Here is an 18,989-nt window from a genome sequence, read left to right as displayed (position 1 = left end):
TTGCCTCCACCATCCATGGCTCAGAACTGCTCGGGGCAACGGAAGGCTGTCAGAGCCTCTAGTCGGAAGGGGTTGTTCACGCTGCCGGACGTCACACGCAGGGCAACCGCTCGCCCGTCAACGGTGAAAAATGCGTTGAATTGGTTGTCCGAGACGGGTTCCACACGCGCGCGTTCGAACAGCCGGTACGGGGCCCAGGGACCGCTGACCGACAAAGCGCTGGCCCGACCGCCGGGCAGCAGCATGATCCTGGCGCGTTCGACCCCGCCTTCCGGGGGCCAGGAGAGACCCTCGTCGGATGCAAGCTCCCGGCGATGGGCGGTTCGGGCCGATCCGATCTCGACAAGAACCACATTCGCCTCCGGATCGAGCTCGATCAGGTCGAGAGCGATCTCGACACGCGGCGTTTCCGAGCCTGCGGGGAAGAACGCTCTCCGAATGGCATCGGCCCGCTGGAACTGCGCCAGCGCGGTGGTATCGGCATCCTCCAGCCCCAGCCCGCCGCGCCACCGCCAGGGATCGCGTGTCGTATCCACGAAGTCCGCCAGATGTTCCGAGAAAAAGGATGCGAACAGGCCGGAGGGTCCGAAGGTCTGGGTAAAGTCGGTCAGGGTGACATCGGTGCTTGAGGCGCGGAAGAAGGGATAGCGCCCTTCGACCGACCGGCGACACTGACCTGCGCCTTGCGCCTGCCAGAGACGGTTGGCTTCGGCCCGCGCCTGACCGACGGCGGCGTCGGTCACACGGGCCGCCAGGCTGACAACCCAGCCATCGACCGGTTGCGGCATCTGACGGCCTTCGGCCACCAGCGCCTGTGCTGCGTCCGAAAGCGCGGTCTCCGAGGCAAGCGCCTCGGCTGCCGAAGGATCGCGCGTGTCGAGACGCGTGATCTCGGTATAGACCGCGTCAAGGATCGGGGTCAGGGCGGCCAGCGGACCATCGTCCTCTCCCTGCGGGCTCAAGGCCCGACGCAGCGGCGCATAGGGATCGGGCGCGGCCAGCAGATCGAAGGGCAGCGACGCGGCATTCATCACCAATCCGCCGCCGGGTGGCGAGACGAGATCGCTTTGCTCGGCGATGGAGGCGGCCAGCCGACCGATCGGATCGGCCTCGGCACTCACAAGACTGACGAGGTCGGCCGCTTCGCTCAGCGTTCCGGCCTGCGCAATCGAGATATCCGAAACCGCCCCGCGCCAGGCCGCCGCGAATTGTTGCCAGTAAAGCTCAACTGCATCGACCGAGATTTCGCTGGGCGTGGCGCTGATCTGGCCGCCCGGTCCGCGCACCCAGCCCTCGCCGGCGGCCACTTCGGAGAGGGGGCCGATCTGGGGCAGAACCACGCTGTAGTATCCTTCGCGGGTCAAAAGCCCGTCGATTGCCCGCGCCTCGACGCCAAAGGCGGCGCGTGCGCTGGGGCCGATGGCAGCGGTGACGCTCCAGTCGGGCAGGGCGCGCGCGGCGGGCCGGTCTGCCAGCAGGTCCAGCACCCGCAACGCCGGACCCCGGTCGGCGATGGTTTCACGGGTTTCCGCCACGAGCTGCTCGTCGATTGCAAGGATGGGCAGGCGTCCCTTGTCGAGCATCGCCTCCATATGGCCCATCAGCGTCTCACGCGTGGGCGCGCGGCCTTCGTCCGGGTAGAGGCCCAGAAAGATCCGCTCTGCCTGCGCCAGAAGTCCGTCGCGGTCGATGGGGCCAAGGCCTGCAAGGGACAGATAGTGCTTGAGCGTTTCAAACGCCTCCGCCTGTTCGATCTCCGGGTCCTTGAGGCGGTTTTGCAGCGCCACTAGGTAGCGCGGCAGAAGATAGGCGCCCAGAGCTTCGGCATAGGTACCCGCATGCGCATTCTCGATCCGGTTCGACCGGTCCATGCCGAAGGCCACACGGTGAAGCGGCACCGGACCGGCGCCTGCCTCTTCAAAGGCCGCAGGCGTCCGGGCGAGCGTTTCCAGCGCCGGAAGAACGCGCAGGAAATCGGTATCTTCGATCTCCCGGATCGGGATGTTCTGGGCACGCTGTTCATAGCTCGCAAGCTGCCCGTCGATCTGGTTCAAAGCCTGCCTGTTATGAGCAAACCCGGCGGTCCACGAGGTCGCCAAAAAGATCGCCGCGCAGGCGGCAAAGCCATAGCCAAGCCCGGTTGCGATCTTCTGCCGGCGCGATACACGGCTGTCGCGGGAGATCAAGGCCGCTTCGCCCAAGATCACCTCGGTAAAAAGCCGCTCGACGAAATAGGTGCGGTTCATCGCGCTGGCGGCCTGCGGCACACCGCGCGGGGCGACATTTGCGGCCTCGTCCTGGGTCGCAGAGGCAAAGTAGATGCCCCTTAAAAGCGGTTCGGCCACATTGGCGCTGCCGGAGGACAGCTCTTCGACGATCTCACGCAACGCATCGTGAAGCGCGCTGACCTGGGCGGGAAAGCGGAAGATGCGTCCGCGCTGGTCGATATCGGTTTCCTGTTGCAGCCGTTCGACCAACATTGCGTTCAGCCGCACCAGAAGCGCCTGATACTCGCGGGAGAAGATGTCGGGCGTGCGCCCGGGCTCCTGCGCCTCGTCGTAAGGAAAGGTGATGCCCCAGACCTGTTTGCGCGCCTGCGCGCCCAGGCTGTCGAAAAAGCGGCCGAACCCGGTCAGCTTGTCCGCTTTGGTCAGTACCATGTAGACGGGAATGCGGGCGCCCAGCGTTTCTTCGATCTCCGACAGGCGTTGGCGGATGGCGCGGATCTCGCGCAGGCGGTCCTCGGGCGGCTGGGTGAGAAGATCGGTCAGCGACAGGGTCAGCAGAACGCCGTTGATCGGTTGCGCCCGGCGCTTGCGGCGCAGCATCGACAGAAAGCCCAGGAAACCCGCGCTGTCGCGTTCCTGCCCGGTATCCTGCGTGGTGTAGCGTCCGGCGGTGTCGATCAGGATGGCACGGTCGGCGAACCACCAGTTGCAGTTGCGCGTTCCGCCCACGCCCTGCACCGGCTCGGCCCTGAGCGCATCGCCCAGGGGAAAACGCAGACCCGATTTGGTCAGGAGCGTCGTCTTGCCCGCACCAGGGGCGCCCATCATCAGATACCACGGATATTCATACGCATAGCCGAAGGGTCGCTTGGTCAGCTTGCGCATCATCTTCATCGCCGCCGACAGACGGTCGCGCAGTTCGGCGATTTCGGCCTTGGTCTCGGATGCGGCGCGGTCCTCGGGGCTTTCGGCGACGGCGTCTTCAAGCGCTTTGCCGGCGCGGCGCTGCCGCCACCACGAGATAATCGACCAGATCGCCCATATCCCCAGCACGATGGCGATCGCGATCAGGCGGCGCGGCACCGGGGCGAGGGGCTGATCGCCGAACAATGTCAGCCGGGGTCCGAAGATCCAGATAATGGCGCAGATCGCGCCAACCCAGATCAGCGCAATGAAGCGGGGGCCCACGACAGAGGCATAGCTGTCGATCTGCGAGCGAAGATTAGTCCAGAGGCCAAGCGGGTTCATTGCGCATCCTCCGTGGCAGGATCAAAGCCGCCGCGCGACAGCAATTCCGGCGGCACGCGGTCCCCGACCTCACGGACCAGAATCTCGGTGCGGCGGTTGGCTTCACGCCCCTCGGGTGTTGCGTTGGTGGCGATGGGCTGGGTTTCGGCCACGCCCTGAATGCTGATCCGTTGTGGCTCCACATAGCCCAGCAGGATGTCCCGCACGGCGGCGGCGCGGGCGGTGGAGAGGTGGAAATTCGACGGATAGGGCGCAGAGCTGATCGGCAGATTGTCGGTATGGCCCAGCACTGTCACCTCGAAATCCTCGGCCGCAAGGGCCTGTCCGATCCGGTCGAAGATATCGACGAACTCCGCGTTGATCTGTGCGCCGCCGGGGTTGAAGGCGCCCGCATTGGCGACCCGCACAAGAACAGCGTTTTCTTCGCGGTAAAGCCGCACCAGCCCTTCCTCGACCTCTGGCTGGAGGAAGGCGATGAACATCTCGATGGCCGGCGGTTCCGGCGGGGCGGCGGGGGCGTTGGGCTCTTCTGCCGGCGGCTCGGGCTCGACCACCGGCTCGGGCGGCGCGGGCGGTTCGGGAACGAAGAGCGAGGGCGCTTCGCCCGGCGGAAGGGCGCCCAGACGGGCGAGTGTTGCATCGGCAGAGCGATTGAGCGCCAGCGTGAAGATCACGAAGAGCACGATCAGCAAAAGGAGCACGGCACCCGTCACCAGCCAGAAGATTAGCCCGCGCCGCATTGGCTTCATCACCGCGTCCTCGCCCTGCCAGAGCGGGGAGAGATCCCGTTCGACAATATCAAACTCGGTGCGCAGCGTGCGGTAAAGGTTCTCGCGCACCTGCGCCAGTTCGGTGGCACCACGCGGGCTGACGCGGGCGCGACCCTCGAAACCCAGCGAGAGGCAGAGATAGATCAGGAGCAGAAGATCGCGGTTGGCGCGCGGGGTTTTCTGGAAATGCGACAGCAGGTCATAGACCTTCTCGCCGCCCAGAACGTCCTGATGGAAGGTCGAGACCAGCCCCTCCACCGACCATTCGGCGCCCCAGCTCGTGTTGCGGATCACGTCGTCGAGCGTGGCACAGACAACATAATGCGCCGCGCGCGCCTGGTCGGGCAGGATGCCCGCCGTGGCCAGTGCCTTTTCGTAATCCCGCGCGGCCTTTGTCAGTTCGCGTCGCAAGTCGCCCATCGACGCGCCCTCGCGCGCCTGCCGCAGGGCGTGGGCGAGGTTCAGAAGGGGGGCGGCCTGGGCGACCATGACCGGAAGATCGCCGGTCTCGAAGCGAAAACCCGACAGGATGTCGGCAACAGACAGGGCCGGATCGGGCGCTGCGGGCTCCGGTGGCGGGGCGGGGGCGGCCTCCGGCTGCGGCTCTCGCCGCTTGCCGCCAGGCGTGGGCAGCACGATGCGCGGGGTTTCGTCGTCCTGACGGTCTGCCGATCCGTTGCTCATTGCCGAACTCCCCACAATTCCATCTCAAGCCCCGGAAATTCCGAGGCGAGATGAATGGCGATGGCGCCGCTTTCGCTGGTTGCGCGCCACAAATCATCCTGGGTATCGAGTTCGAAATAGACGGTCGAGGCGCGGAACGGAAGCTGTCGGGGCGCCACGGGCAGGGGGCGGACGGGCACGCCAGGCAGGGCCACGTTGACCAGTTCCGAGATCCGCTCGACCGGGCCGATCTTGATCTGGTTGGGCAGCGCGCGGCGCAACTGCTCTTGCGGGATGTCAGCACGGGCGGCCAGCACCATGTTGGCCTTGGCGCGCAGGGCGGCATCGGCGATCATTCCGACACGGACGCCGTGGCGCCGCTCTTCCAGCGGGATGGGGGTGGCGGACTGATCCAGAACCGCCGACAGCGACCGGCGCAACTCGTCCATGACCGGGGCAAAGGTCGCTTCGGGCTCCATGTGACGGTAAGGCGCGAGATCGGGGGCGAGGCTGTTGTCGGCGGTGAAGGTCGCAAGCTCCCCGGCCAGCGCCACGAGCTGGCGATAGATCGCCTCGGGGTGGAGCTGCGCGGCCTGTGACTCAAGATGCGCGATCATCGGCGTGGCGCGGTTGAGCGCCTGCAGCATCATGTAGTCTCCGACCTCTGCCGCACCGCGGATCGACGGGTCGCCCATCCGCTGCGCGATGGCCGTCGCGCGGTGGCGCAGCAGGCCAAGAAGTTCGGTGAGATAGCCTGTCAGACGGGGCGATGCGCCGAGCGTCATTACCGGCGGGATCATGTCCTCTTCGAGAATGACCGACAGATCCGCTCGGGTTTCGGCCACCCGTGCGATCGGCAGACATTCAAAGCCTTCACGCTCATCCTGTTCGGTTTTGAGCGAAAGCGACAGGCGGCCCACTGTGATCGGGGCGGAAAAGGCCGTGTCGGCATTGCCATCCTCTGCCTCATAGTCTTCCCGCTTGTGGCGTGCGCCTGCGGCGGCCTCGCCTGCATATTCAGGCTGTCCCGGCTGGCGCATCGGCAGGGCAAGGTAGACGGTTTGCGCGCCGGAGCCTTCGGTGAGCTGTACGGGCGCGGGCAGGTCACAAAGACCAGGCGCCGAAAAGGGAGTGCCGTCGGGCATCATTCCCTGGATCGCAGATAGTGCCACGCGGCCCACGCCAAGCGCTGCGCGGTCGATGGCGATCTGGGTCAGTCCCCAGGGATAGGGGGCCAGCGGCTCGGTACGGTCGCGCACCAGCCGTTCGGTCCAGCGGTCGGCTTGCTGAAAGTGCTGGACCCTGAGGAACATGCCTTCGGTCCAGGCCACGCGGTTATCGGTTTTCACTCGTACGGGTCCTTGTCTTGACGTTCATTCAGATGCGCGCGGATGGCGGTGGCCAGCGCAGCATCGGAGAGGGGTGCAGGGTCTGCCTCGAACCGGCGGCGATAGATGTCCCAGGCCGCGCGCGCGGGCGCCAGGCGACCGGTCACGCCGGCCTCGGTCGCGCGATGCGCCTCCACCGCGTCGGGGTCGAGTTGCGCGCGCGCCTCGGATGCGAAGCTGCGCACGCCACCCAAAAGGGCGGTTTGGGCGGCGCGCAGATCCGACAACCGCCCTTCGAGCGCACCCAGCGCCGCGTCGGGGTCCTGCGCGGCGGAGATGAGGAGTGCTGCGGGCTGCCGCGCGGCGCTGGGCTGCAGAGGATCCGCCAGCCCAAGCTCGGCCTTCAGCCTGGCCTGGGCGTTCTCCATCTCCGACACCGCGTCCAGCAGGCTGAGAAGCATGCCTCCGAATGCCTCCATCTGGCGCGCGCCGAGGCCGGGCATTTCGTCGGGCAAAAGACCGCATGCGCGCAGGAAAGCCGCAACCGCCGCATCCGGGCGGGGCGAGGGGGCTTCATCGAGAAACATATCCTTCTCGCGCCCGATCTTGAGAACGGCGGCAACCGCCTCGGCCTGTGTCATTTCATTTCCGGCATCCGACGGTGCGCCATCGGGCGCGTCCCAGTCGGATGGCAGGAACGGTGTATCCGCCGGTGCCGAAAGCGGCGCTGCCTCCTCGGCGTCGCCCTGGTAGCGGCCAAGCGATGCCCATTCCGGCCGCGCGGGCTCGGACGAGGCGAGCGTGTCCAGCCAGTTTTCTTCGCTGCGTGCCTGAACCAGGCCGTCGGACGTAATCCCGCCAGGGGCGACATCAGCGAGGATCGAGCTGATCGTGGGCGCTGTTCCGATCGCTGTCACGCCCTCGCTGGCGGGTTCATGCGTGCGTCCGGCGCGCAGCTGGTGACCCGCGATCTGAAGGATGCTTTGCGGATGAAGCGGACGTGCGGCATCTTCGGTGAGCCCGCGCTGGTCCAGATAGGCAACACCGCTTTCCAGTCTGACGGTCAGGCCGTCATGACCGTCTTCGATCCGCACATCCCCGCGCCCTTCCGCGGTCAGGGGCAAAAGCCATGTCGCCCCGGCCGAGGTACCGATGACAAAGCTGCGCCCGTTGCCGACAAGGCGTGTCTCCCCCGCATTGGGGCCAGTCAAAAGCTCCAACGTCAGTTGCATTGTCTTCTCCGGCGGTGGCGGGTTTGTGTCCGGGATGTCACGCGGCAACCCTCCGTTCCAACTGCGCGAGCGCGCCGTCTATGATCGCCTCGTCGCTGTCGCGCGCCGCGGGTTCCGTGCGCGCCCAGGCATTCCAGCCCAGTCGCACAGCAGGACCGCTGCCCCCCAGCTGCGTTTCGGGCACGTCGCGTTTGTCGAGCACGATCTGCAGATCGAATTCGATGACCGGGCCAAGGTAGAATTGCACCAGTTTCGCGCATTCGATCAGGCGCGGCTGACCGGCCTCAAGGGTCAGGAAATCGGCATAGCGGACCGGGCCGATGATCAGCCGCACCTGACCGGACCGGTTGGGCACCGCGCCCCCGGCCACACTGTCGACGCCCAGGACACGCGATCCGTCGAGCTGCGTCTGATCTTCCTCGTCCAGCATGCGCCAACGGTGTTGGAACTGTACCACGCGCACCGGCAGTCCCAATTCGGCCTCTACCAGTGTCCGCAGGCCAACGGCGGACCGCGTCCGTTGCGACAAGAGCCCGGCATGTCGCAACGTGGCTTGAGCCGGCAATGGAAGCGCCTTCTGCAAGCCCGGCGGCGCCGCGCCGATCAACCCGTTCAGGGCTGTGAGAATGCGATTGCGATCATCCCTTTGCCATTGCAGCAAGGCAGGCAGGCTGTATTTCGCGGCTGCGGCCTCGAAGAGCCGTGCCATCCGATCCGAGAAAATCTCCAGAAAGCCCGACAGCCCACCGGCGCGTCGCCTGGTGTCAGCGGCGGCCAGTTCCGTATAGGCGGGCGGCAGAGGTGACAGCGGGCCGACCAGCCCGGTAAGCGCGCAATCGACCTCGATCCGGTCGGCGCGGACATTGACCGCGCGGATCGCGCTGGATGCAAGCGCCGTGGACGGCGCGCTTTTGATATCAAGCGGCACGCCGCGCCGCTCCGCCTCGGCGGCGGCAAGACGAAGGGCGGTCAGCGCCTCGAACCTGTGCGGGTCGCGTTCGAGGGTGTCGAAGAGATTTGGCCCGGGTGCCGCGTCTTTCATATCAGCGCCTCCTCTCCGGCCCGCGCCGGGAAACGGGCGAGCAGATCAGAGCGGTCCTTCATCCGGACGGAGAGCCGGGTGAAGGTGTTCAGACTTGTGTAGCAGCCCAGGAAACGGTCAAGCACGGAGGCAAAGAGCACGGCCTGGCCGGGGGAAATCCGGCTGTCTTCGAAGACAAGGGTCACGTCGGTGCCTGTCACCGTCACGCCGCCGACCCGCCCCAGCCCGGTTTGCGTTTGCAGCGTGTCAATGGCGTCGATCATCTGTCCCGTTTCAGGGCTCTCGCTGGTGGCATAGAGCCGCAGAATGTCCTTCAGCGCCGCAGCACCCGAGGTGCTGAGGGATAAATGATTGAGCGACAGATGCGACATCAGTCGCCACGCCCGGTTGTCCGCGCCGTTGGTGGCGCGCGGAGGGGTGGGGGCCCTGAGACAGAAAACCGAACTTACGAAATCGATGCTCGACCCGATACGCAGCCGCGGCTGCCCGCCGCCATAGGGCAGGCGACGGGGCAGCGCCCCGTTTGTGGCCAGCACCTCGACACTGGCGGTCATTCCCGCGCGGGAGGCAGGGGATTGCCGGGCGTCCACGAACGCGATCGTGGTTGACCCTTCGGGCGCACCATCCGCACCGGAATGGCGCCGCAGATGCCAATAGACACCATTTGTCGCGTGATCCGTCAGTCGGTGAAAGAACGGCTGGCAAAGATCGACCGCACCGTCGTCATCGGTCAGCGTCACACGTCGCACCGAATGGACCTGGCGGGTTTTTGGACGGCGCGCGTCCGCGGCAAGAGGATAGGCCGACCGGGTGCCATCCAGCGCCACCGGCTCTGCCCGCGCGCGAAAGAGGTTTACGACAGGCGTCGCAAACAACGTCACCGAATTCAGTCCGACCGAACGGACCGCATCGTCTGGCGGGATGTCGAAATAGAGATAGAGGTCAAGCCGGTCCCGCTGGGAAATCTCTGGAAGCGCGATGTCGAAGAACAGAAACTTTTCCGGCAAGGCCGAGAATTCCGAAAGCATCCGATACCCTTGGAAGCTTCCATCGGGATATGGGAAAAGCGCCGCGTCCGGCTCGAAACCTACCGGTCTCAGGACGGATGGATCGAGACGCCGTGCCTCCGGGTCCGCGGCGTGAGCGGCCAGCGTCACGCCCTTGCAATGCTGAAACAGCAGCCGTGCGAGTGCCGTGGCCTCCTGTGCCGGTCCCGATAGATAAAGGCGCAGCTTGTCCAGCCCAAGTTCGTTGAGGCGGGGCGCGGCACTGGGTGTTATCGCGAGGCGCAGGCAACTTCCCGCGCGCGCAGTGGGTGCCGGAGGCGCTTCGAAGGGGCGCGCCATCATGCGAACCTCTGTCAGCCTGATCGGTGCCACCTGGGTGTCTTGCGTCGTGGTGAACCGTACGGTGTCGCCTTCGATCGGCTCCGATGTCACATCCGTGCCGCGCGGAACAATCCGCATCGCGTCGAGGTCGGGCGCGGGGGCAAAGCTGACAATCGATAAGGCCGGGATGGGGGCCAGATAGTGAGGATAAAGCGTCTCCAGCAGGCTGTCGGTCAGCTCCGGCAGGCTGTCATCGATCTTTTGCCGGACCCGGGCGGCGGTGTAGGCGAAACTCTGGATCAGGCGCTCGACATGGGGATCGTCGGCGGTGTCCTTGGCCAGACGCAGACGCCCCGCAATCTTGGGATACGCCGTTGCAAAGCGGCCCGCGCGTTCGCGGATCGCGCCGAGTTCGGCATTGTAGAATTCAAGAAAACGGTTAGCCACGACGGGTCTCCGCCATCCGCATATCTGCCACCAGAAAGCGCCCGGCGACAGGATCGAGGCTGGTCTCGAAGACAAGCGGGGGCAGGCCGGGCCGCGCGTGGTAATGTGCAGAGATGCGCAATCGCAGCTTGCGCTGGTGTGGCGTCGCATCCGCGACAAGCGTCACCGAAACGTCCTCAAGCCGGGTCTCGAACCGTGCTATCCGCTCCTGAAGCCGCCGTGCGAAATCCTCACGCTGGATGGGAGAGGCCAGGCTGGCGGCAAAGAAATCCTCCACGCCGTAGGCGAGCAGGCTGTCGGCAAGCTCGGGATAGGCGCTGGCCGGTGACGACGGCGTACAGCGCGTATTGAGCAGGATTTCCAGATCGCGCCGCAAGGCCGCGCGGATGCCGTCAAAGCTCTCGGCGGATGCCGGGTTTGGATCGCGTTCGAGATCCGGTTCGAGGTCGATCAGCCGGTCCAGCAGTGATGGCGCCAGCCGCATTGAGCCCCCTTTGGATATGCGCGGAGGGCCAGTCATCGAAAGAGCCACGTTTCTGCCTCAAGGATCGGTGCCATGCCGTCCTCGACCAGGAAGGCCCGTTGTCCAAAAGCACGGGTCAGACCGCCGGGCAGATCCTCGAAATCCGTCTGGCGCGCCAGATGTTCGGCCGGCATGCGCGGCGCGTCGTAGATTGCGGGGATCAGAAGATCGGCGGAGGAGCCGTCTTTCAGGCTGACCCGCGCTGAGCGCAGCGTCAGATCGAGCGGCGCGCTGACGGGCGCAAAAGTCACCTCGCTGAACTTGGTGAAATCAATCCAAAGATAGCGGCCACCGCTGGTAATCGCCTCAAGCGCGTGCGGAAGGCGATCATCTAGGTCCCGCAGATCCGCGTGCTCGGTCGAGTTCCAGACCACGGGACAGGCGAGCCGTACCGCCTCCAGCTCTGCACCGGCGCGGCGCACCTCGGTCTCGGTGGCGCCGGTCCGGATGGCCACGTTCAGTGCCAGGGCCAGCTTGTCGGCTTGTGTCGCACCTAGGGGGAAATCGGGCAGGGCGCCTTCGGACCACCATCTTTCCCGCGCTTCGAGGCCGCGTAAATACTGGCGAAAGGGCGTCAGCGACGGGGCGCTTGCCGGGTCGAATTGCTGGGCAAGGCGCGCCTGCGTATCCGCCCGTTCCAGCTCGCCGCCGAGCACCAGAAGTTGGGCAAATTCCATCCGCCGCGCTGTCGATTTCGGCTGATACTTGACGCGGCCAGCAGCCAGGCTCAGCGCCTGGTCCAGATCGTCGTTCGACAAGAGGTCGGTCAGTGTGGTCGTTTGTGTCATGAAACACCCTTTTCAAGATCTGCTGCCCGCGGCGCTTCTGAGATCAGGTGGAACGTGGTTGCGATATCATCGAGCTGGAAATGAGGTTGCAGCCGGATGGTCGCGGCATAGCAGCCGGGCTTTCCGGGCACGGCATTGACCGTCACACCCGCGTCGCGCAGGGGATATTGCGCCTTCAGGGACGCAGCCGCGTCGTCGTTGCCAAGGCAGTATTCCCGCAACCAGCTGTTCAGGCGGTATTCGATTGTCGCGGGATCTGCGGCCGAACCGATCTCGTCCCGCATCATGACCTTGAGGTAATGGGCAAAGCGTGACGTGCAGAGCACATATTGCAGCATGGCACCCAGCCGCGCGTTCTCGTTGGCCACCGGCGTTTCGTAGGTGGGAGGCTGATGCACGGAAGGATTGGCGTTGAACACGGCCTGAGGCTCGAGAAAGAGCGCCGAAAGCGGAACGATACCCCGTTCGATCAGCGCGTTTTCCTGGGCCGCGGTAAAACGGATGCGAACCGGCGCCTGGGCAGAGATGCCATGACCGTCCGTTTCGAAGTCGTAAGAGCCAAAAGCGGGCACACGTCCGCCACCTTCCTCGTCCTGATAGGCGCCCCGGATCGCGGCAAACCAACCGCTCTCCTGAAAGGTGGCAATGACGGTCGAGGCAAAGGCAAAGGCGGCGTTCACGAAAAGCGGATTTTCGGGCCCTTCGTCAAAGGTGAATTGATCCGCCCGCTCGGCGTCGTATCGGCGATAAGGAGATCGCAGGACCAGATCGGGGGCCACGATCCCAAGAAACCGGCTGTCTTCGCGCTGTCGCAATGTTGTCCAGCGCCGCAGGTCGCGTTCGGTATGCCGCCCAAGCCGCAACTCCGCCAGATCCGACGTCGCGCGGAGTTCGTCGAACCGGTTCACACCAAGAAGATCGGGCGCCGTGCCCAGAATAACCGGGCAAAACGCGGCGGCCGCGACGCCCGCCAGGCTTTGCAACGTGTCCACCTGATCCCCGCGCTCTGGATCTGTGCGCGCCGATACATGGTAATCCGCCACAATCAGGCCGAACGGAAGGCCCCCGGGCATCCCGAATTCGCCATCATAGACCAGCCGGTAGAGATGGCTTTGATCAAACTCCACCGCCCGTTCGAGATCGCGTGACAGAACCCGCCAGTTGACGTCCAGCAAACGCAGCGTGACCTGCTCGGAATCGATCTGATCGAGCAAGCGCGCAAGCGCGTGCCAGCGGCCCTCCATCTCACGAAACCGGGGCGCGTTCAGGATTGCGTTCACCTGCGCGGCCAAAGCAGCGTCTATCGCCACGATGAGACGGTCAATGCGCGCGGCGATCACGTCGCCGCGCCCGATTGCGCTATCGTAGCTTGGCGCTGCCCCGGCATGCAGAACCGGGGCGTCCATGGCTTAGACCTTCTCGGGGATCCGAGCGACCATGCGGAGCGATGTCGTCAGTTCCTCCATCTGCAGCCAGGGCTGGAGCCATGCGACGGCGTTGTAGCTTCCGGGCTTGCCCGGCACTTCCTCGACCTTCACCTTGGAATCGCGCAGGGGATAAACCGCGCGCATGTCGGGGCCGGCATTGTCGTTGGCGTTCACGTAGTTGTTCAGCCAGCGGTTCAGCCATTCCTCGCAATCCTCGGCCTCCATGAAGGAGCCGATTTTGTCCCGCGCGATGACCTTGAGGTAGTGGGCAAAGCGGGACGTGGCCATCACATAGGGCAGACGTGCCGAGATCGCGGCATTGGCCGTTGCTTCGGGGCGGTCGTACTTTGCGGGTTTGTGCGCCGTTTGTGCACCGAAGAACACGGCATAGTCGGTGTTCTTGTAGTGACACAGCGGCAGAAAACCCATCGCGCCCAATTCGCTGTCGCGCCGGTCGGTGATGCCGATTTCAGTGGGGCACTTAATGTCGGTATCGCCCTGGTCGGTCGAGAACAGATGCATCGGCAGCCCTTGCACCTTGCCGCCATTCTCGGCCCCGCGGATTGCGGTGCACCACCCTGTCTGGTTGAACGCCTCGGTCAGGCGGGTGCCCATGACATAGGCGGCATTCATCCAGCAGTAGTTTTCATGCGGGATACGGTCACCTTCATAAGCGATCGCTTCATCGTAGACGAATTCGTCAATGGTCTTGGTGTTTGGACCATAGGGTGTGCGGGCCAGCACGCGGGGAAGCGTCAGAGAGACGAAGCGGGATTCCTCGGTCTCGCGGAAGCCGCGCCATTTGGCATATTCGGTGGCATCGAAGATCTTGGACAGGTCGCGTGGTTTCGACAGCTCCGTGAAATCGTCAAAGCCGAAAAGCTTGGCGCTTGCCGCCGATATGAAAGGGGCGAACGCCGCAGCCGACACCTGGCTGATATCGCGCAGGCACTCGACATCCTCAAAGCTGTTGTCGAATTCGAAATCACCGATCAGAACACCCATCGGCTCGCCGCCGGGCGTTCCGAATTCGTCCTCGTAGATCGACTTGAAAAGACGGGACTGATCGAATTCCACCGCCTTCGAGAGATCTCGACCAATCTCTTTCTTCGAGGCGTTCAGAACCCGGATCTTCAGGTTCGAAGAGGTGTTGGAGTTCTGAACCAGATGCCAAAGACCCCTCCAGCTTCCCTCCAGCTTTGCGAAGTCCTCTGCTTGCATGATCGCAGCGAGCTGTTCAGAGATCTTTGCGTCGATCTGCTCAATCGCCTTGGTCAGCGTGATGGTCAGGTTGCGCGAATAGCTGACCGTGCCGTCGAGGGCCGCATCCGTCAGGGTGCGCAGCAATTCCTTGGTCCGGTCGGGTTCGGTCTGCCGGGTTGCGCCGATCACCTGGCTCAGCAGATCTTCGGTTACTCCGGTCGTCTCGACGGCCGTGCTTTGTTGTGCGTTTGACGCCATTATTTGGCCTCCTCTGCGGGTGTATCGGATTGCAGCTGACCCATGATCTTCTTGAGCGCTTCATTGTCCTGCAGCATCGTTTCCAGAAGCGTTTCCAGCTCTTCAGAGCGATCGGCCTTGCTGAGCAGGTCTCGCAGCTGGTTGCGGTTCTCCAGCAGCGTCTTGAGTGCGGGAACCTGGTCGACAACCCGGGCAGGCTCAAAATCAGACAGCGATGAAAAGGCCAGGTTCACCTTCATCATCTCGTCTTCTTCGCTCAGCGTATTTTCGACCTGCAGGTTCAGACCCGGTGTCATGCGCGCCATCACCTGATCGAAATTGTCCTTGTCGATCTGGACGAATTTCCGCTCCCCAAACGGGGCAAGCTCTTCGGTGGGGTCGCCTGAATAGTCTCCTAGCACGCCGACAACGAAGGGAAGTTCCTTCTCAACGGCGGCGCCTTCGGTTTCGACTTCGTACTTAATGTGAACGCGCGGTTTGCGCACGTTATCCAGTTTATCGTGAATGCTGGCCATCTGCATCTCCTTGGTCAGATCCTTAAAAAGTGATTTTGCTGCGATAGGTCATGCGGCCCCGCGGTGTGCGATATCCAAATCGGGTCGCACCTTCGGACTATGGGGCGGTCAATGATTGCTCCCTTCGTTGTCGGGTTTGTTGCCGATGCCAGCCGTGGTCATCATCGCCCGCCTGATATTCGGGTCCGGGATCAGCTCTTCGATCAGCGCCATGAAATCCATGCGCCCGCGCCGGACGATGGTCTCCAGCGCGTCGCCCATGGGCGAATGAGGCTCGGTCCGTCTGAAAAAAGCAGCGATTTTCAGGAGCTGTTCAAAGGCCTCCTCGCGGCTGGCGATCTCACCGGTTTTGACCTTGGGGGTAGGCGCCGCGTCCGGGGGCGTGTCAGGATCCTCCGCGGCCTCTTCCGCGGCTGCCATCGACATCTGCACGCCGGGTGCGAGGTTCTGGATCATCCGCTCGCTTTCATCCAGCACATCGACGATTTGCCCGAAGGGCGGCGCATCGGCCCCAAGCAGATCGGTCAGGGCACGGTCACAGGCATAGACCGCGCTGCGCGCGTCATCGATCTCGGCCAGCTTCTTGGCAACGGCATCCATGCCGGGCTCTGTCAGCATGGTGCGCATTTCATCCTGGCTGTCGGTGGCCATCGCGTGCCACAGGCTCGCCTCGCCATAGCTGAGGCCCGGCACGAGCGGCGTCAGCCGCAACGGCTGAATGAGAGCGCCCTCGCGCCCGACCCCGTTCAGGGCGGCGATCATATCGAACGGCTCGTCGAGATTGTCTTCGGGTTGGGGGTGCAACATTCGCCCATAACGTGAAACCATTTCTGTCAATCGAGCCATCGTGCGGGCCAATCCGGAGTGACCCGAAATGCGCGTTTCCGCCTCGATCAGCCAAACAGCGACCTCAATATCCTGGCCAATGTCGGCCAATATGAGATGTGCAATTTCCTGTACGCGAGACCAGTCCATCGGCGCTTTTAGGCTCCGAATGCTCGGATCTTCGCCGTCCTGTCGGCGCTCTTCCGCTCGCGCCGCCGAGCGCGCATCCCGCAGATCGCGGTATTTCGCCAGACCCTGCGGCGATTTGCGCGGGTCGTCGCCGACAGATTGAGCTTCGTCCTGCTGTTCGGGCGCTTCCGACATGTGTTCCCCCAGTTTTTTGAGATCAAAAAATCAATTTAAATCAGATGTTTGGAGTTTTTTCCTGCTCGATTCGCAAGACCACGTTACAGCAACCTGAGGCTGAAACAGACGGTCCGGAGCGGTTGAACGAGCCGCCGTCTGCTGAAACATAAAAGGGACAGGGAGGTCTGGAATCGACCTCTCTTACAAGATTTGAACTGTCGCTTACTCAGCCGAATTTACCTGACTGGATTAGATGTCTGCCATCGATTTACATGTCTTGATTTCCCGCTTGTCTCCAGAGGTCGCGGTCTCGCTCGAACAAGCAGCAGCGCTTGCCGTGCGGCATGCTCATGCCTCTGTTGAGCTTGAGCACTGGCTGGCCGTTTTGTGTGCGGGAGAGGCGGCTTCGACCATCGAAGCTGCAGGGTCCGATCCCGCACGGGCACACGCGGAAGCTGTGCGCGCGGTCGATAGCCTGCCGCGTCAGGCCGGTGGTACGCCGTCGATGTCGACCGCCGTGATCGACTTGGCCCGCGAAGCATGGACCGCGGCCTCCCTACGCTTTGGACAGTCGCGGGTGAGCGTGGAGCTTTTGCTGCTGACGCTCGTTTCAGACACCGGCCTGCGGGCGCAGGTTCGGCGCGTCGCGCCAGCGCTTCTCAACCTCAGCCTCGGCGCGCTCGAAGAGGCGGTTCAGGCCAAGGCCGCAAGCCTTCCTTCAGACAACGCCACACCTCTTCCGCAGGCATCCGGGGGCGCCGAAGACTTTCTGTCGGCCTATGCCACGGACCTGACGGCCGAAGCGCGCGCAGGTCACATCGACCGGATCGTCGGGCGGGAAACCGAACTGCGCCAGATGGTCGATATCCTGCTGCGACGTCGACAAAACAACCCGATCCTTCTGGGCGAAGCAGGGGTCGGTAAGACCGCGGTTGTCGAGGCATTCGCAGTCATGATCGCCGATGGCGATGCACCTTCGCCTCTCAAGCACGTTTCTGTTTTTGCGCTGGATCTCAACCTGTTGCAGGCCGGAGCTGGTGTGAAGGGCGAGTTCGAAAGGCGTCTCAGCGGGGTGCTTGATCAGGTTCGGGCCTCCGAAACGCCGATCATTCTTTTTATCGACGAAGCCCACAGCCTGATCGGCGCGGGCGGGGCCGCCGGACAGGGGGATGCCGCCAATATCCTCAAGCCAGCGCTGGCGCGGGGAGAGTTGCGCACCATCGCCGCCACGACATGGGGCGAATACAAAAAGCATTTCGAAAAGGACGCGGCGCTGACGCGGCGTTTCAATCCCGTGAAGGTTGCCGAACCGGAGATCGAGACGGCCATTCGCATGCTGCGCGCCGTAGCACCAAAGTTTCAGGAACATCACGGCGTGCCGATCCGCGAAAGCGCGCTGCGCGCTGCGGTGGAATTGTCCGCCCGCTACCTGCCTGAGCGGCAATTGCCCGACAAGGCGGTCAGCGTGATTGATACGGCAGCGGCCGCGGTCAAACTCAGCCGCGAAGTGACCCCGGACGATCTCGCCCGACATGAGATCGAGGCCCGGGATCTGAGCGTCGAAATCGAGCGGCTGGCAACAGAGCCGCCGCGTGCCGGATTGGCGCGAGATCTCAGGGATCTCCGCAGGAAGCTGCAGACCGAGGAAGCAGAGGCCGCCGCAATTTCAGCCAAGCTGACAGAGCAGCGGGCCCTGGCGGACGCCGCGGATCAGGTTGCCGGTGAGGGTGGAGAGGACGCATTGCAACGTCTGGGCGCGCTTGAGAAAAAGCTGGCGCGTGCCGGGGGGGAGGCGCCGCTGGTGCACCGGGTCGTTGATGCCGAAGCGGTTGCGGCGGTGATCGGGCGCTGGACCGGCGTACCCACCGGGCGACTGATGCGAAGCCAGATCGCCGCTGTCGGCAGCCTTGGCGACCGGATCAAGTCGCGGGTGTTGGGGCAGGATGCCGCCGTTGATCGCATTTGCGAAGCGATGCGCATCGCCCAGGCCGGACTGCAAGACGCCCGCCGCCCGCAAGGTGTGTTCCTGCTGGTTGGCATGTCCGGCATCGGCAAGACCGAGACGGCGCTGGCCTTGGCGGATGAGCTTTACGGCGGGGCGCAAGGCCTGACGGTGATCAACATGTCCGAATTCAAGGAGGAGCACAAAGTCTCGCTGCTGATGGGCTCGCCCCCCGGATATGTAGGCTATGGAGAGGGCGGGGTGCTGACCGAGGCGGTGCGGCGTCGTCCCTACAGCGTTCTTTTGCTTGATGAAATCGACAAGGCACATCCCGGCGTGCAGGAGATCTTTTATCAGGTGTTCGACAAGGGCGTGCTGCGGGATGGCGAGGGGCGGGACGTGGATTTTAGAAACACCACGATCCTGATGACGGCAAATACTGGCAGCGACACGCTCGCCACGCTTGCCGAAGACCCCGAGACCATGCCGGAGCCGTCTGAACTGCCGGATCTTCTGCAGGCCGATCTGAGCCGCGACTTCAAACCGGCCTTCCTGGGACGTCTCTCGATTGTGCCTTACCTGCCGCTGAACGATGCAACGCTGGCGCAGATCGTGGAGCTTCAATTGTCCAAGATCAGCGAGCGGGTCCGGGAAAGCTATCAGGCAGAGATGACGGTCACCGATAGCGCGCGGGACCTTTTGGCGGAACGCGCCCGAACCGGGGACACCGGAGCACGGGCTATCGAAACGATGCTGGCGCGGAGCGTGCTGCCGCGGCTGGCCGACTTTTTTCTGGATTCAGTGGCGAGCGGTATGATGCCGCGCGCTGTTGAGGTTGGCGTCGACAACGAAGACGGGTTTTCCGTCGCCCCTGTTGGCAAGAGGAGGCGCCTCGCAAGCTGAAAAAGCACCGTGA

The 18,989-nt window shown here is 64.0% G+C and carries 13 protein-coding genes; 1 reads left to right on the top strand and 12 read right to left on the bottom strand.

Annotated elements, in window-relative coordinates; translation table 11 throughout:
• Positions 1-20 precede the first annotated feature (20 nt).
• The 12 genes from tssM to CFI11_RS14690 all read right to left on the bottom strand — a co-directional run bounded on the left by tssM (position 21) and on the right by CFI11_RS14690 (position 16,149).
• Positions 21-3,476, bottom strand: coding sequence for a type VI secretion system membrane subunit TssM (tssM, locus tag CFI11_RS14745; RefSeq protein WP_130407243.1), 3,456 nt, complete (start codon positions 3,474-3,476; stop codon positions 21-23).
• Positions 3,473-4,930: a type VI secretion system protein TssL, long form gene (gene tssL, locus CFI11_RS14740; RefSeq protein ID WP_130407241.1), complete on the bottom strand. Its 1,458-nt coding sequence runs from the start codon at positions 4,928-4,930 to the stop codon at positions 3,473-3,475. The genes tssM and tssL overlap by 4 nt, the downstream gene beginning before the upstream one ends.
• A complete protein-coding gene (tssK, locus tag CFI11_RS14735) occupies positions 4,927-6,258 on the bottom strand; it encodes a type VI secretion system baseplate subunit TssK (RefSeq protein ID WP_130407239.1) in 1,332 nt (443 codons plus the stop codon). The genes tssL and tssK overlap by 4 nt, the downstream gene beginning before the upstream one ends.
• Positions 6,255-7,469 carry a type VI secretion system-associated FHA domain protein gene (locus CFI11_RS14730; RefSeq protein ID WP_130407237.1) on the bottom strand — a complete coding sequence of 405 codons (1,215 nt, stop codon included), beginning with the start codon at positions 7,467-7,469 and terminating at the stop codon, positions 6,255-6,257. Before CFI11_RS14730 ends, tssK begins: the two co-directional genes overlap by 4 nt.
• A 37-nt stretch (positions 7,470-7,506) precedes the next feature.
• The gene (gene tssG, locus CFI11_RS14725; protein WP_130407234.1) at positions 7,507-8,511 is read right to left on the bottom strand and encodes a type VI secretion system baseplate subunit TssG; all 1,005 of its coding nucleotides are present in this window, start codon (positions 8,509-8,511) and stop codon (positions 7,507-7,509) included.
• Positions 8,508-10,286 (bottom strand): type VI secretion system baseplate subunit TssF, encoded by a 1,779-nt coding sequence (gene tssF, locus CFI11_RS14720; protein WP_165390272.1) that lies wholly within the window; start codon positions 10,284-10,286, stop codon positions 8,508-8,510. The genes tssG and tssF overlap by 4 nt, the downstream gene beginning before the upstream one ends.
• Complete coding sequence (tssE, locus tag CFI11_RS14715; protein WP_165390271.1) at positions 10,279-10,770, bottom strand: type VI secretion system baseplate subunit TssE; 492 nt, start codon at positions 10,768-10,770, stop codon at positions 10,279-10,281. The genes tssF and tssE overlap by 8 nt, the downstream gene beginning before the upstream one ends.
• 32 nt (positions 10,771-10,802) lie before the next feature.
• Entirely contained in the window at positions 10,803-11,597 is a 795-nt protein-coding gene (locus CFI11_RS14710) for a type VI secretion system accessory protein TagJ (RefSeq protein ID WP_130407228.1), read from the bottom strand.
• Positions 11,594-13,003, bottom strand: coding sequence for a type VI secretion system contractile sheath large subunit (gene tssC, locus CFI11_RS14705; RefSeq protein WP_130407226.1), 1,410 nt, complete (start codon positions 13,001-13,003; stop codon positions 11,594-11,596). Before tssC (CFI11_RS14705) ends, CFI11_RS14710 begins: the two co-directional genes overlap by 4 nt.
• Before the next feature lie 3 nt (positions 13,004-13,006).
• A complete protein-coding gene (gene tssC, locus CFI11_RS14700) occupies positions 13,007-14,485 on the bottom strand; it encodes a type VI secretion system contractile sheath large subunit (RefSeq protein WP_130407224.1) in 1,479 nt (492 codons plus the stop codon).
• Positions 14,485-15,000, bottom strand: coding sequence for a type VI secretion system contractile sheath small subunit (gene tssB / locus CFI11_RS14695; protein ID WP_130407222.1), 516 nt, complete (start codon positions 14,998-15,000; stop codon positions 14,485-14,487). The genes tssC (CFI11_RS14700) and tssB overlap by 1 nt, the downstream gene beginning before the upstream one ends.
• Positions 15,001-15,108: 108 nt before the next feature.
• On the bottom strand, positions 15,109-16,149 hold the full coding sequence (locus CFI11_RS14690) for an ImpA family type VI secretion system protein (protein WP_130407220.1): 1,041 nt from the start codon (positions 16,147-16,149) through the stop codon (positions 15,109-15,111).
• A gap of 235 nt (positions 16,150-16,384) precedes the next feature.
• On the opposite strand from CFI11_RS14690, the gene tssH reads away from it, so the two are divergent.
• Positions 16,385-18,976, top strand: coding sequence for a type VI secretion system ATPase TssH (tssH, locus tag CFI11_RS14685; RefSeq protein WP_130407218.1), 2,592 nt, complete (start codon positions 16,385-16,387; stop codon positions 18,974-18,976).
• The last annotated feature ends 13 nt before the right edge of the window (positions 18,977-18,989 follow it).

This window comes from Thalassococcus sp. S3 (assembly GCF_004216475.1).
Lineage (GTDB): Bacteria > Pseudomonadota > Alphaproteobacteria > Rhodobacterales > Rhodobacteraceae.
Note: the sequence above shows the minus strand (reverse complement) of the source record. Positions and strands in the feature narration are given on the sequence as shown.